Genomic DNA, 15,630 nt, shown 5'->3' on the forward strand with positions numbered 1-15,630 from the left:
ATTCACTATAAAGTTTTTCAAAAAAAGATGCATAAAAAAACCACATTTCTGGAGAATGTGGTTTTTTGGTTTGAGTACTTAAAAGCCATAAATCAAATACTCAATTCAGTAGATAGCTCATTAAAATTGAACTTGATCTACATCAATTTCTACACGCTTAGCAGGCTTATAATCAATATCCACTTCACCAATTAATACAACAGGTGTTTTTGCAGAGATTGGTTTACCTTGCCAAAGTTCATCATCAATATCCACAGTGATCACACCCGTGCTATCGCGGAATTGATATTTTTCATCACCAGTTGCCTTAACAATATAGCCTTTTAATTTCACTGGGGTATCATCTTTGGCAGTTAAAGCATTTTTAACAGTCGTAATTGCTTGTGGTGCAATGGCTGCATGATTAACAGCACTTTGGTTCACTGCCGTATTAGCCATTGCAAATGTAGTTGCACCGACTAAAACTGTCGCGATTAAAGCTTGATTTAAAACTTTCATTTTCTATACCTTTTCATGTGATGTTTGTTTCGATGAAGCTATTAAAACAAACAAAGCTGAAGCGAATCTTAAGAAATATGAATATTTATTAATCTTTGACAATTAACTTAGTGGTACGACTCTTAGTACCTCTTCTAATGTCGTTACCCCTTCAAGGACTTTTCGAGCACCCGCAATACGCAACGGCTCTACACCTTCTTTTTTTGCGTGAGCACGTAATTCATCTAAATTAAGATTAGCACTGATTTTTTGTTTTGTTTCTAGAGACACAGGCATAAACTCATATATACCCACCCGACCCTTATACCCTGTGTGACGACAATGTTCACAACCTTTGGCATGATACACTTGAGCAGGCATCTTCACTAAATACCCATAGGTCAGATGTTCCCATTCTTGAGCATTAATTTCCCGTTTTTCTTTACAATGAGAACATAATTTTCTGACTAACCTTTGCGCCAATACCCCTAAGATTGTTGCCGCTGTTAAAAATGGCTGCACCCCTAGATCATGTAAACGAGTCAAGCTTGAAGGTGCATCGTTTGTATGAAGTGTTGAAAGTACGAGATGACCTGTTAACGCAGCTTGAATCGCCATATTCGCTGTATCTTGGTCTCGGATTTCCCCTACCATGATAATGTCTGGATCTTGGCGCATGAGGGCACGTACACCATCGGCAAAATGAAGATCAATTGCAGGGTTTACCTGCATCTGATTAAAGCTCGGCTCTATCATCTCGATAGGATCTTCAATCGTACAAACATTTAATTGCTCAGTCGCAAGTTGTTTCATTGATGAATACAGGGTTGTGGTTTTACCTGAACCAGTTGGACCTGTCACTAAAATGATGCCGTGACTATTTTTGGTAATGGCATTCCATTGTTCTAGCAGTTTTCCTTCAAAACCCAGTTGTTGGAAACTCCTCACTAATACTTCAGGATCAAAAATTCGCATTACCATTTTTTCGCCTGCTGCAGTAGGCAGAGTTGATAAACGCAGTTCAGTTTCTTGACCCTTAGGTGTACGCGTTTTTAAACGCCCATCCTGAGGACGTCGTTTTTCTGCAACGTTCATACGACCCAGAATTTTAATACGAGAAATTACTGCCGTGAGTGTATTGCTAGGCATGTTATAAATCGTATGCAGCACACCATCGATACGGAATCTAACACGTCCTTTCTCCGCACGAGGCTCAAGATGAATATCACTCGCACCCTGTTCAAAGGCAAATTGAAGCAACCAGTCGACTAATTTTACGATGTGCTGATCGTTGGCATCAGGATTTTGACTATCACCCAATTGTAAAAGGGATTCAACACCTCGGCTCTGTCGGTCGTAAGCTCCTGAATATTGAGAAGAGTTTACTGCTCGGCTCACTTGATAATATTCAATCAAGTAACGTTGTAACTGCTCTGGATTCAGTAAAACCTTAACAATTTTTTTAGGACTTAAACTCTTTTCTAAATTCTTAACCCAATCATCCAAGAATGGTTGATCTGTACCAATTAAGATCTGATCAGGATGCACCTCCACAGCAAGAATTTTATTTTTGAATGCATATTCTTGTGACATGACCTGAGTCAGTGCTGCAACATCTACTTTAAGCGGGTCGATCACATAATATTGGAGTTGTGTTTTTAATGCTAACCACTCACATAAGCGTTGCAATGTTAACTTATGTTGAGGTTGAACTTGATCTACCAATTCAAAATGAGCAATCCACTGCAATGGATGCCATTTAAATTGATCTTTTTGGCGGTGTCGGGTTTGTATGAGCAACTTATCTCGCTCTAAAATACGACCATCTTTTAGTAGTTGTTCTAAACACCATGTTGTATCAATTTCAAAATTAAAATTCATTCAAATTGCCCCATTCCTTGAGCCCAACTATAGCAAATTCTTTATTCAACATTAGCCTTTAGCCTATTCAGAATTTACAATTAAATTCATTAGATCAAATTCAGCTTTAAATACATCAGTCCAACAATTTATTCGTTTGCACAAAGTTCCAGTGCAACGATCTCAACCTCAGTATCCACTTTAAATTTGACATTTAAGAGGCCGAAACTTAGCCCATAAATTCGCTCAGGATCATTTTGATAAGATGGTCTTGGATCAAATGACAAAACTTGTTCCAATTCCTTTATTAAACTTTCAGCGACACATTGTTGATCCAACAGTTGATTTCGCTGAGTTTCAGCAGTTTTTGACCAAACAACTTTTTTTTGAATTGGCTTATCCTGTGCATAACCGCTCGTCGCCTCAACCACGGCATCAGAATATTGAATATATGGTTTGATATCGATAACGGGTGTTCCATCTAGTAAATCACTGCCAGACACATACAATCTCAAAGAATCACCTTCTTTAAAAAGTTTTTTGAATTGTACGACTGACATACCGATAGGTGCTGGACGGTACATGCTTCTTGTCGCAAAGACCCCCATTTTTTTATTTCCACCTAAACGTGGTGGTCTGACTTGTGGCTTAAATTTTTGATTATTCTGATTTTTATTATCGTGAAACTGCCAAATCAGCCATAAGTGACTGAAATCATGTATACCTTCAAAAGCCAATTCATCATTATATGGCGCCAATAGTTCAATATAACTTTCAACATTTACTAAATTTGGCTGACGTGGAATACCAAACTTTTCTTTGTAGGGAGATCTCATTATACCAATCACAGGTAAAGTCAGCTCATTCATAATCACTTTTTTTGATAAGCTCAATTAAATATATTCAGTTTATCGAGAATGGTTTTAGTTTAGAATAGCAAGCTGTTCTAATTTGATAATTTATTGAGACCTTTAATGGCTGCTTTTAACGTCGAAAAGATTACTCACGTACACCACTGGAATGACACATTATTCAGTTTTAAAACGACTCGCGATACAGCATTGCGTTTTAAAAATGGTCAATTTGTGATGATTGGTTTAGAAGTCAATGGCAAGCCTTTAATGCGTGCATATTCGATTGCTAGCGCGAACTATGAAGAAGAACTTGAGTTTTTCTCTATTAAAGTTCCAGATGGTCCTTTGACATCAATCCTACAAAAAGTAAAAGTTGGTGATGAAATTTTAGTTTCTAAAAAACCGACTGGTACACTTGTTCTTGATGATTTAAATCCTGGTAAAAACTTGTATCTTTTATCATCAGGTACTGGTTTAGCTCCTTTCCTTTCGACTATCCGTGATCCAGAAACTTATGAGCGTTTCGAGAAAATCATCGTTGTACACGGTACACGTTATATCTCAGAGTTGGCGTATCAAGACCTTATTCAAAATGAAATTCCAAACCATGAGTTCTTTGGGGAACTTGGTGCGAAAGAAAAGTTAATTTATTACCCAACAGTTACACGTGAAGACTTCCATACTCAAGGTCGTGTTACAACTGCGATTGAAACTGGTGCTCTTTTCGAGAAAATCGGCTTACCTCGTTTTAATCCTGAAACTGACCGTGCAATGTTATGTGGTTCTCCTGCATTCCTTGACGATGTAGCTGCACTTCTTGACCAACATGGCTTAAAAGAATCTCCACGTATGGGTGTTCTTGGTGATTATGTGATTGAACGTGCGTTTGTTGAAAAATAAAATTACGTACAATAAAAAAACCGAGCTTTTTTGCTCGGTTTTTTTATTGAGTGTTATATTTACCCTATTATTTAAATCGATTTTATCTTGATTTAACTCTGTAGTAACTTTATTCAGTGTAGAGGTCAACAAATATTGGACATAGTTTTAAGTTTTTGTTCAGCCTCACAAGGGCTGATGCCATCATTAAATTGATGTCGTCGAATCTGATTGTAATATTTCATCAGATACAGACCGATATCTAGCTTTGCTTCTTCAATTGAGTGATATCCGAGTTTAGGAATCCATTCAGTCTTAAGGCTCCTGAAGATTCGTTCTGTTGGAGCATTATCCCAACAGTTACCTTTTCGGCTCATACTTTGTCGCATGTCATAATGCTCTAACCTCTGTCGAACGAGATGACTTTTATATTGGCTACCTGAGAAGCATTGCTTCGCAAGAGAATGAAAGATGACACCAACAGGCTTTCCTCTACAATGCCATGCTTCATCTAAAGCCTTAATCACTAAATGCTGATCTGCTTTTGCTGATATAGACCAACCAATGATTCAACGTGCATATAAATTAAGAACGATAGCAAGGTAAGCCCATGTTTTACCTGTCCAAATATATGTAATATCGCTGCTCCAAGCATGGTTAGGTTGAGCAGGTTTAAATTGCCTATTTAATGTATTTGGGGCAACAGGAATATCATCAACATTGCTTTGATACTTGTGCCTCTTACGCTGTTTGGAAACAAGCCCCAATTCACGCATCAACTTACGTACCAAATAGCGCCCAACACTAATACCTTGATTCAGTAGCATTGATCGAATTCCACGACTGCCGAGAGAGCAACGACTCTGTCTAAAAAGACTCTTGATCATCACTTTAAGCTTGATGCGATCTGGATTCGAACTTTTACTTTTTGAACAGTAATGGTAGTAACTTGAACAAAGTACACCAAAGGCGTGACATAATAATTTAACAGAGCTTAGCTTTCTTAATTGATCGATCAACACATATGTTTGAATTCGTCTGACATTAAGAGAGCTGTAGCCTTTTTTAGAATAATCTTCTCCTGTTCGAGTTGATGAATACGAGCTTTAAGTTGCTGTATTTCTCTTTGCTCGGGAGTTAAAGCAGTGGCTGTTGGAGCTTGACCTGTACGTTCCAGTTGAAGTTGATCGACCAAACGTTTTAATGCTGTTTGTCCAACATCTAAAGCACGACAGGCTTGAGAAATTGAATAGCCTTGATCAAGCACAAGGCTAGCTGCCTCTAATTTGAATTCTGGAGTGAATGTTCGTCTTGTTTTCATTGAGCACCTCTTTGGTGAATACATTATCACCTAATTTAGTGTCCAACTTTATTAAACCACTACATGCGGTAGATTTCGTGTGTAGGCTTCTTCATTTGAAAATTATATGGCTGAAGAAGCCCTTAAGAATAGCTTTGTGCAACAAAGCCATTCATTAGTACAAAAAATCTTCAAAGGGTGGGTTTAATATAAACGGCGCAGAGAATGGTGTGCGATTATCAAATCATAGGGGGCCACATCAATATTACAGTATAAGGATTGAAAATTATTTGAATAACGTAAATCGTACCTATCCAAATATGACGAATGAAGAGGCAGCAAAGTACCTTGTTAACTTTAATCGTGAAATGAGAGTAACTTTGAGAAATATGGATAAGAAAGGGACAAGACTGGAGTAAGCGTAATGGCATTATATGATATTGAGAAATATGATGACTCTTTAACTTTTAGTAGTGATCATGTCGGTAGGTTGGATCAAGGCAGTGATGAGTTATCTTCTGATTGTAAAAAAGCTATACATATGTTTTTCGAAGAATTCTCGCAAGTAATCACATTGCTTGATTGGGATTATATAGCGATTGAGTTCTGGTTTGATGCGGGGCATTTATATTTATTTCCAGAAAAAATTGTTGACAAAACAATTGATTTTACTGATTTAGGGGCGACCGAAAGACTTGATCCTTATTTCACTCTTTGTCTTACATCGTATCTAAAGAAATTTGATGCCTTTGTTGAACATGATTATGGTAAGTTCTCTGATAATGAGCTTGAAGAATGGTATTTAGAAAATTGTAAAGAGGTTTTTGGCAGTGTTAGTCTTGCATTAAGTGATAGTACCCTTTCCAATTTTATTCTAAATGCCTTAAATAGGAAGCAAATTGTTTTTCGTTATTTTGGAACTTCTAGAAAAATTGAGTATGGAGAAAAAACTATTGCTTTGATAATGTGATACATATTGTAGATTTTTTACCATTGCAGGGGGAGAGAGGACGATGCTAATTTATTTTTTTCTTTAAAGCATCAATATCAATATTTTCAAACATAACTTTTCTCTGCAGTTGAATTCTTAAATAGATCTCTTTCATAAATCAAAAAACGATCTATCCCTTGCTGACTATTTGTACCGAATAATTTTAAATATTCATGCATAATGTGCGAATGAAATACATCGACTCAAAGAAGCTTTCTGAAACACAGTTTAAGCGATATACAGGCATCTCATGGTCAACCTTTGATTTAATGACTGAACAGCTAAAAATGCTTGTACCTGCTAAAGGTAGACCATCTAAGTTAAGTGTAGAAGATCAAATCCTTCTGTGCTTAAGTTATTGGCGTGAATATCGAACATTGTTTCATGTCGCAACGAGTTATGGTGTGTCAGAGCCTACTGCTTCAAGAATCGTCCGCCACGTAGAGGATTGCCTGATCAAGTCCAATCTATTTAATTTACCCAAGAGTTTGCCTGAAGGCGAAGGTATCGACTGGAATGTGGTGATCGTAGATGCCACAGAAATTCTAATACAAAGACCTAAAAAAAACAGAAGAAAAGCTATGGTGGTAAGAAGAAGGCACATACTTTTAAAGTAGAAGCCATTATCCATTATAGAACACAGCAAGTTCTGAGTTTATGCACGAGTCGTGGTGCTGTACATGATTTCGAGCTTTTCAAACGTAACCTGAATCAAATTCTTAAAGGGTCTTTTATCCTTTCAGATAAAGGCTATCAAGGGATTTATACGGTGTATCCAAATAGTCTATTGCCATTAAAAGCAAAAAAGCGCTGTAAACTACATCCTGTAGCTAAAACTTTATAACCAAGAAATCAATAAAAGAAGAATTGGGATTGAGCATGTATTTGGGACTTTGAAGACCTTCAAAATCCTTGCTGAGCGATATCGCAACCGTGGCAAAAGATTGGGATTAAGATTCAGTTTAATCGCAGGGATTTATAATTTAGAACTGAGTAAAAAATGATTTATGAAAGAACCCTAATTTAAAATATATTCCATCACTATTTCTTATCAATATAATTTGCTATTATCTCAATTAAAAAAACTCCTAAGCTAATTATTAACCCTACTCCAATACTTATAGCTAGTGCTAGCCCAATAGAACTGTCTTTACCATTTGATAGATCTGAGAAGACCATCAATAAAAACATAACTACAGCAATAATAATACCTCGTATAATAATATTAATAATCGGATGTTCTGTAGCTTTGAAATTCGCTATAAATACTCCCATGATTATTTCCACTAAAATTGTTAACATTACTTCACCTTATTTATTAGTTGATTTTTCTTTTTCAGTTGCAGCTTTAACTGCTCTTGAACCAGCTTGCCCCATGACTTGCTCATTCGCAAAAATAACCATGCCTGAAGCATTATTCTTAACAAACTTCCCTATATTTGGGGTATGCCACACTTTTCCAACCAACTTGCCCAAAACCAGCTGCTGCTGATGTTGTAGCTCCCCATCCACTCGTTACAGCACTAACGGCAGCGACTCCTCCAGTACGTACAAGATTAATATCTTTAACGCATCTACAAGTATATGCTTGGATACCAGCATCCATACCGCCACCTACTAACGCTGAAGTACCTGCTGCTTTAGCTACTGTAGCCGCAGTTAAACCTGCACCTTCTAATTGTGCTCCAGTACCAATAAGCGGTGCTACTTTCTGGGCAATTGGTGCAGCCACTCTACCTACAACTGGTGCAGCAGCAGATCCAGCTGCCGCAGTTCCTGCCACAACATAAGGTCCATAGCCTGCTACAGATGCTGCCGCCAAGTTATTATTACGTATTACACCTAATGATCTTAAAGTACGAGCATCCTCGGGTTTTCTAGCAAACCCAGACATTGTATTTGGGAATAGAAAGCCAATACCTAATCCCGATTTTTTTCCTTCTTCTGGCTGCAAGCCCATTGGATCAACCCACTGATTCGGATCACTTACATAAGCCGACGTGTTCATACCACCAAATAACCCTATCGGGTCTTTACTGATATAACGTGCACTATACGGTTCATAGTATCTGTAACGGTTGTAATGTAATCCTGTTTCCTCATCGTAATATTGCCCTTGGAAACGGATATCACTTTGTTCTAATGGGTTCTCTTGGTGCTTCACTTTGATCTGTTGTGTTTGTCCCCATGTATTCAGTGTTAACTCCCAGATACATTCACCTTGCTCATTACTTAAAGCTTAAGGTGTACCAACTTGGTCACAGTGGTAGAACGCAATCTGTTCTAACTCTGTTGGACTCTTCCTTGAGTCTGTTCTCCACACTGGATCTTTATGGATAGAATACGGTTCTGTTTTAAATCTTTCGTAATTCGGTGTTTCTATCAGTTGTATAAAGTGTTGATACCCTGCTTGGAATAGCGGTACAAAGCTATTCGGCTCATAGATATAGTGTTTGGTATAACTTTGACTATTTTGTTCTGTGTTATTTTTATCTGTTAATTTTGAACTGGTTTTTGATTCCCAAATCATTAAATCACCATCCCAGCCAAATAAGGTCAGGCTGTTATTTGATTTGTTGGCTTTATACAGGCGTCGCCCGAAGACATCGTAGCCATATTCAGTGATTTGCCCGTTGTGGTCGCTTTCGATTAAGCGATTTAAGTTGTCCCACTTCAGTTTCAACTGTTGGTCTGCCTGCTGGGTTTCAATCACATTACCTTGGGCATCGTATTTGTAGTGTTTGCCTTGATAGTGTTTCACCAAGTTGTTTTTGATTTCTGCACTTTGCGTTGCAACTGGATCTATTAAGTTGCCCGCTGGGTCAAAATGGTAACGTTCAGTTTGCTTTGAGCTTTGCGCTTGTATTAAGCGACCAATCGCATCGTATTGATAACTAAGTTTACCTTTTTGACTATCTTGAACTTGAGTCAACAAATAGTTGGCATCATAAGTGTATTGGCGTTGTGCCTGATGTTGTGTTCTATTGGCTGTTTCTTGTTCTACATATATGCGCTGTGCAATCAGTAATCCAACGTCGTTGTATTGGTTGCTTTGGCTTAAACCATTGGCAAGGTAACGTTCTGTTTCTCGGTGTAGGTCATCACGTTTAAAACCAACCATGTCTTTTTTATTTAGGGCAATACCGTAGATATGTCCTGATCCATAAGTTAAGTGGCTAATTTCCTGACCATCCGGACGAACAGTTTTGATGAGATTGCCGAGTTCATCGTATTCATAGCGTAGTACTGCAGTCATTGATTTCAGATTTGGCACTTGGTAGTGTTGGTGTTCTCTAACCAATTGTCCTATCGCATTATGGTAGAAGTCGTTTTGGCTCTGTTGGTTCTTTGCTTGAATTAACTGGCTATTCAGATTGTAAGTAAACTCTTCTGTTTGGTGTTGTTTGCTTTCGCGGTGGATGTAGGTTTTTGACGCAATTTGTCCGTCTTCATAGTAGCCAAATTGTGTGATGATATTCGGTTGTTGAATGTGGCTAAGTCGACCAAGCTCATCGTAACTATAGTGTTTTTCTTCACCATCAAAGGCTTGTTCTCGTGTGAGATAACCCTAAATATTGTATTCGAATACGTATTCTGCATGGTTTTAGTGGAATATATTGATTCAAAAAAAATTCTAAAACATCATATACCTAAACTTTCATTTACTAATTTTATAAATAAAAGTTATTTTTTGAAAGCTATATTACTGAATAGACTAAAAAGAACCTAATTCTCCAACTTATTCAATCGCTGTCTTGCAGCTAAATTACCTTGATCTGCTGATTTCTTTATCCAGAATTTAGCTAATTCGATATCTTTTTTTACACCTAGTCCCTCAGCATACATGCTGCCTATTAAATATTGACCATCAGGATCATCTTGTTCAGCTGCTAATTTAAACAAATCAAATGCCTTATGAATATTTTTTTCAATTCCATATCCATTTAAGTACATACTTCCTAGATTAACTTGTGCTACAGAATATCCCTGATTAGCTGATAATCTATACATTTCTACAGCCACTTCTAAATCTTTAGGAACTTGAATACCATCCCTATAATAGTTTGCAAGATTATTCAATGCTTTAGAATTATTTAACTGAGCTGATACAACATACCAATTTTTTGATTTTTCCAAATCTTGTAATTGTCCATATTCATTATTACTATAAATTACTCCTAAATTATATTGAGCATCAGAATCACCATTTTCAGCAGCTTTATTTAACCAAAATATAGCATCATTAATATTCCTCTTGAAATTATTATCTCCGTTTAAATATAAAACTCCTAAATTATACTGGGCAACAGTATCACCACCTTCTGCTTTTTTAATAAGCACTTCATATTTCTGATTATCTTGTGTTATTTTAGAAGAATTATGACATGCCGTTATAAATAAAAGGCTTAAAAAAATTATAACACAACTTATTTTTTTCATACTTAACCTTCTACATTAGAGTTAGAATAAACCATGATTTACTAAATCCAAAGTATGATAACCCATTTTACTTGGAACTTCAGCTGGTCTAGGTATAGGTGGTAATTTTAGATCTGTTGTCGTTTGCTTGCCTTCTGACAACTTGACTCCAGCTACTTTACCAGCAATGGCTTTTTGTGTATAACCATATGTAGTTTGATCATCATTTATTCCACTACAATACTGCTTTTTGCCAGTGGCACCACACCCTTCATAATATTTACCATCTTGCCTTTCTCCCCAAACATATTTCTTGTCCTTCATTATTGCAGCTCCCCCATACAATCCAACACTTCTTTCCAAATTACTTTCTATGACTCCATCACCCTTATAGCTGGCACATCCACCCCCCCCTACACCAGCTGCAACACTAGCACACATTGCTTTACCAGATGCAGCTTTCTCAATCAATGCGGTTACGTAATTTGGAGAAACTCCATTATTGGAATTTTTTCTATTTTTTTGATTTCTTTCATAAGTTCTTAGTGCATCATTTGCTCCTATTGAATGATTAAAACCATGATCGCTTTTTTGGAGTTGCAACCCCAGTGGATCGATCCACTGATTCGGATCACTTACATAAGCGAAGTTATTTAAACCACCTAATAGACTGATCGGATCTTTGCTTACATAGCGCGCACAAAATGGTTCGTAATATCTGTAACGGTTGTAATGTAATCCTGTTTCCTCATCGTAATATTGCCCTTGGAAACGGATATCACTTTTTTCTAATGGATTCTCTTGGTTCTTTGTTTTGATCTGTTGTGTTTGTCCCCATGTATTCAGTGTTAACTCCCAGATACATTCACCTTGCTCATTACTTAAAGCTTGAGGTGTACCAACTTGGTCACAGTGGTAGAACGCAATCTGTTCTAACTCTGTTGGACTCTTCCTTGAGTCTGTTCTCCACACTGGATCTTTATGGATGGAATACGGTTCTGTTTTAAATCTTTCGTAATTCGGTGTTTCTATCAGTTGTATAAAGTGTTGATACCCTGCTTGGAATAGCGGTACAAAGCTATTCGGCTCATAGATATAGTGTTTGGTATAACTTTGACTATTTTGTTCTGTGTTATTTTTATCTGTTAATTTTGAACTGGTTTTTGATTCCCAAATCATTAAATCACCATCCCAGCCAAATAAGGTCAGGCTGTTATTTGATTTGTTGGCTTTATACAGGCGTCGCCCGAAGACATCGTAGCCATATTCAGTGATTTGCCCGTTGTGGTCGCTTTCGATTAAGCGATTTAAGTTGTCCCACTTCAGTTTCAACTGTTGGTCTGCCTGCTGGGTTTCAATCACATTACCTTGGGCATCGTATTTGTAGTGTTTGCCTTGATAGTGTTTCACCAAGTTGTTTTTGATTTCTGCACTTTGCGTTGCAACTGGATCTATTAAGTTGCCCGCTGGGTCAAAATGGTAACGTTCAGTTTGCTTTGAGCTTTGCGCTTGTATTAAGCGACCAATCGCATCGTATTGATAACTAAGTTTACCTTTTTGACTATCTTGAACTTGAGTCAACAAATAGTTGGCATCATAAGTGTATTGGCGTTGTGCCTGATGTTGTGTTCTATTGGCTGTTTCTTGTTCTACATATATGCGCTGTGCAATCAGTAATCCAACGTCGTTGTATTGGTTGCTTTGGCTTAAACCATTGGCAAGGTAACGTTCTGTTTCTCGGTGTAGGTCATCACGTTTAAAACCAACCATGTCTTTTTTATTTAGGGCAATACCGTAGATATGTCCTGATCCATAAGTTAAGTGGCTAATTTCCTGACCATCCGGACGAACAGTTTTGATGAGATTGCCGAGTTCATCGTATTCATAGCGTAGTACTGCAGTCATTGATTTCAGATTTGGCACTTGGTAGTGTTGGTGTTCTCTAACCAATTGTCCTATCGCATTATGGTAGAAGTCGTTTTGGCTCTGTTGGTTCTTTGCTTGAATTAACTGGCTATTCAGATTGTAAGTAAACTCTTCTGTTTGGTGTTGTTTGCTTTCGCGGTGGATGTAGGTTTTTGACGCAATTTGTCCGTCTTCATAGTAGCCAAATTGTGTGATGATATTCGGTTGTTGAATGTGGCTAAGTCGACCAAGCTCATCGTAACTATAGTGTTTTTCTTCACCATCAAAGGCTTGTTCTCGTGTGAGATAACCATAACTGTTGTATTCGAATACATATTCTGCATGATTTTGGTTGATAAGTTTCTGTATACGCCCTTGTTTATCCCACTGATAGGCAATTTGGTGTTTGTTGGCATCAAGGCGTTTTTCTAATAGACCCACTGCATTGTAGTGGTATTGAGTCACCTGTCCTTTGGTATCAATGTGTTTGAGAAGGCTTCCTTCTTGGTCATGTTCAAAGTGTTCTTTTTGTCCATCTGGATAGATGATGGATTTAAGTTGTCCTTTGTCTATACCTTGATCACTATAGATGTATTGCACACCTGTTTGGTCTGCGGCTTGTTGTTGTTTAAGTTGTCCTTCTTCATCATATTGCCAAGCACTTTCTTTACCCGAACAATCGGTATATGACGTCATTTGCCCAAGGTCATTATACTGGATTTTTTTAGAGCCACCTTTGGCATCAGTAATTTCAATCAATTGACCTTCGGCATTGTATTTATATTGTGTTGTGTGACCCAATGGATTGATTTCTTTGGTCATCAAGCCATCTGCATTGTATTCGCGTTTCCAAATATGACCTTCAGGATCTTTTATTTCAGTTAGATTTTTATGTTCATCATAAGCAAATCGAATCACTCCGCCATTTGGTTGAATGATTTTAATCAGCAGACCTTCTTCATTGTATTGCTGTTGAGTTTCACGACCACTGTAATCAATCTCTCGAGTGATACGTTTATGTTGATCACGTGAATACCATTTTTCACGACCATCTGCTAATCGAATACGATAAGTAAAACCATCTAAATCAAAGTAGTAATAGGTCGGCACGTTGTAAGCATCATATACAGCGACTTGGCGCAGACGAGGATGCCATTTTAAAGTTGTTTTAAAGCTTCCATCATCCGCCCATTCTTCAATGGCTTTTGCATTTGGTTCATTCGAATCATAACGAATATTTTGACCACGACCTGATCGATCGGTATAACGTGTTAATTGATGATACGCATTGTATGAATACTGACGAGCGTGACCATTCTCATCATATGCTTCTACTAAATTTCCGTTATGATCGTACCCATAACGAGCAAGTGGTTGTTCTTGATCATCCACAAAAATAGCAATAATTTTTGCTTGATCATTGTAAGCAAATTTCAAAATTTGCTGAGTCTTCTTAAAATTAAAATGGACGGTTTGTAAATAAGCTTTGCCATTTAGCAAGATATAACGAAGATCGACTTGTTCTTGAGTTGATGAATTTCTCTCTTGCGTAAGCTGATAACTTTGACCTTGATCGAATGTACTAAATTGATAATCCCATTCTGTTCCAAAATTTAGGACTAATTCACCCTGTTCATTTAGATGTGTTGTAATACCTTGGAATGGAACTTCATAGGATTCACGCATAATGATCGATGGCAATTGTTGTTTTCTGCCTTTCGCATCAATAAACAAATAACCCTTTTCATTTGGAACAATCAAATTAGAAAAAGGCATTAACCAACGAGCACCCAAAGCACCGTTATCGAATTCCGCCATTTGGGAGTTATAAAGTCGATTGAATACTAATCCCAGCTTAGGTAGGCTGAAGTCTACATGGGAAACTCGTTCAGCACCTATAGAATAGCTAATACTATGAGCAGTATTGGTTTCAGCACTTGTTGTTGGTTCAGCTGGATTCAAACATGGAGGATCCATTAATGCATCTGCTTGCAAACTGACAAATTCAAGGATATCGCCCTCAGTTTGACGCTCAAACTCACCAGTTTGATTAATCGGAACACTGGCATTTCCCTTATTTTGATTATCTTGAATAGCCTTAAGTGTTTGTTGAATGAGCCAACCAAGACTGTATTGCAAGCTTGGGTTTGTCTGATTCTGCAAATCGTTACTAATCGAAGTAATCGCCTCTACAAGTAAATTTTCAAAATGACTCGGAGTTGATTCAATTTTAGGTGTTAAATCTGCTCGAGGCTCAACACTGAGTAAATCTATTAATGGTATTGCCCAATTTTGAAATTGTAAATTTGGATCTCTTTTTTCAGCTGATGCGCTCGATGTTATTTCCGTTACAACAGACGATGATGAAGATGATTGAAGAGATTTTAGAATCTGAACAGCCAAGGCATTTGCATTCGTTAATAAGTCCGCTAATTTAGCTTGTGTCTCTTTTAGATAGGTCTCTAAATTCCCTGCCATTCTTGCATTAAGATGTAATTCCATACGTCGAATGTCAGTTGACTTAATTTTACCATTTTCAGGATATAGACATTCAGCCATTAATCCTAAAATGGGACGTAAACCCATCCTTGCATGTGCTTCATGTTTAGGCTCTGCAAACAATCCAATTAAATTCGCACCAAGCAAAGCATTTCGTTGTATTGAAAGCACTTCTGTTTGAGGAGACATTGCATACAACAATAAATCAAGCACACTTCCACTTAAAGCATATATATTAGCTACAGTAGTTATATGGGCATTTGCTTTGACTTTAAGTAATGATGTTTGGCCACAGACCACAAGGAAATTTTCAATTTGATTAGCAATAACTTGTAAGTCAGCTACACTACTCACACTGTCTAAATTAAATACAGCAAGTTCAACACTCGATTGTGCATTATTAGAAACTTGTTCGTTTTCAGTTGCCATGACTAACCTATATATTT

The 15,630-nt window shown here is 37.3% G+C and carries 11 protein-coding genes and 3 pseudogenes; 6 read left to right on the forward strand and 8 right to left on the reverse strand.

Annotated features, from left to right (window positions below):
* Window positions 1-120: 120 nt before the first annotated feature.
* The 3 genes from AC1M9E_RS09390 to tsaA all read right to left on the reverse strand — a co-directional run bounded on the left by AC1M9E_RS09390 (window position 121) and on the right by tsaA (window position 3,206).
* Window positions 121-498: a NirD/YgiW/YdeI family stress tolerance protein gene (locus AC1M9E_RS09390; RefSeq protein ID WP_481607686.1), complete on the reverse strand. Its 378-nt coding sequence runs from the start codon at window positions 496-498 to the stop codon at window positions 121-123.
* A gap of 102 nt (window positions 499-600) precedes the next feature.
* Window positions 601-2,358: a type IV pilus assembly ATPase TfpB gene (tfpB, locus tag AC1M9E_RS09395; protein ID WP_481607687.1), complete on the reverse strand. Its 1,758-nt coding sequence runs from the start codon at window positions 2,356-2,358 to the stop codon at window positions 601-603.
* A gap of 128 nt (window positions 2,359-2,486) precedes the next feature.
* Complete coding sequence (gene tsaA, locus AC1M9E_RS09400; protein ID WP_481607688.1) at window positions 2,487-3,206, reverse strand: tRNA (N6-threonylcarbamoyladenosine(37)-N6)-methyltransferase TrmO; 720 nt, start codon at window positions 3,204-3,206, stop codon at window positions 2,487-2,489.
* A gap of 105 nt (window positions 3,207-3,311) precedes the next feature.
* Between tsaA and AC1M9E_RS09405 the strand changes: the two genes are divergently transcribed.
* Window positions 3,312-4,091, forward strand: coding sequence for a ferredoxin--NADP reductase (locus AC1M9E_RS09405; RefSeq protein ID WP_035267346.1), 780 nt, complete (start codon window positions 3,312-3,314; stop codon window positions 4,089-4,091).
* Window positions 4,092-4,216: 125 nt separating this feature from the next.
* Here AC1M9E_RS09405 and AC1M9E_RS09410 read toward each other — a convergent pair.
* A pseudogene (locus tag AC1M9E_RS09410) lies at window positions 4,217-5,391 on the reverse strand (IS3 family transposase).
* Window positions 5,392-5,576: 185 nt separating this feature from the next.
* Here AC1M9E_RS09410 and AC1M9E_RS09415 point away from each other — a divergent pair.
* The 5 genes and pseudogenes from AC1M9E_RS09415 to AC1M9E_RS09435 all read left to right on the forward strand — a co-directional run.
* A pseudogene (locus tag AC1M9E_RS09415) lies at window positions 5,577-5,789 on the forward strand (AHH domain-containing protein); the annotation flags it as partial.
* A gap of 5 nt (window positions 5,790-5,794) precedes the next feature.
* Window positions 5,795-6,340 (forward strand): hypothetical protein, encoded by a 546-nt coding sequence (locus AC1M9E_RS09420; protein ID WP_481607689.1) that lies wholly within the window; start codon window positions 5,795-5,797, stop codon window positions 6,338-6,340.
* A gap of 209 nt (window positions 6,341-6,549) precedes the next feature.
* Complete coding sequence (locus tag AC1M9E_RS09425) at window positions 6,550-6,978, forward strand: transposase family protein (protein ID WP_481607690.1); 429 nt, start codon at window positions 6,550-6,552, stop codon at window positions 6,976-6,978.
* An 8-nt stretch (window positions 6,979-6,986) separates the two neighbouring features.
* Window positions 6,987-7,205: a hypothetical protein gene (locus AC1M9E_RS09430; protein ID WP_481607699.1), complete on the forward strand. Its 219-nt coding sequence runs from the start codon at window positions 6,987-6,989 to the stop codon at window positions 7,203-7,205.
* A gap of 49 nt (window positions 7,206-7,254) precedes the next feature.
* Window positions 7,255-7,365, forward strand: a complete 111-nt coding sequence (locus AC1M9E_RS09435; protein ID WP_481595909.1) for a hypothetical protein — start codon at window positions 7,255-7,257, stop codon at window positions 7,363-7,365.
* Between the two features lie 37 nt (window positions 7,366-7,402).
* On the opposite strand, the gene AC1M9E_RS09440 is transcribed toward AC1M9E_RS09435, so the two are convergent.
* From AC1M9E_RS09440 to AC1M9E_RS09455, 4 genes and pseudogenes are all read right to left on the reverse strand, one after another.
* Window positions 7,403-7,663 (reverse strand): hypothetical protein, encoded by a 261-nt coding sequence (locus tag AC1M9E_RS09440; RefSeq protein ID WP_481607691.1) that lies wholly within the window; start codon window positions 7,661-7,663, stop codon window positions 7,403-7,405.
* Between the two features lie 118 nt (window positions 7,664-7,781).
* Window positions 7,782-9,965: pseudogene (locus AC1M9E_RS09445) on the reverse strand (RHS repeat-associated core domain-containing protein); the annotation flags it as partial.
* 122 nt (window positions 9,966-10,087) lie between these two features.
* The gene (locus AC1M9E_RS09450; protein ID WP_092768994.1) at window positions 10,088-10,801 is read right to left on the reverse strand and encodes a tetratricopeptide repeat protein; all 714 of its coding nucleotides are present in this window, start codon (window positions 10,799-10,801) and stop codon (window positions 10,088-10,090) included.
* Between the two features lie 21 nt (window positions 10,802-10,822).
* Window positions 10,823-15,613 (reverse strand): RHS repeat-associated core domain-containing protein, encoded by a 4,791-nt coding sequence (locus tag AC1M9E_RS09455; protein ID WP_488224722.1) that lies wholly within the window; start codon window positions 15,611-15,613, stop codon window positions 10,823-10,825.
* Window positions 15,614-15,630: the final 17 nt, after the last annotated feature.

This window comes from Acinetobacter sp. 24-47-47, assembly GCF_057737035.1.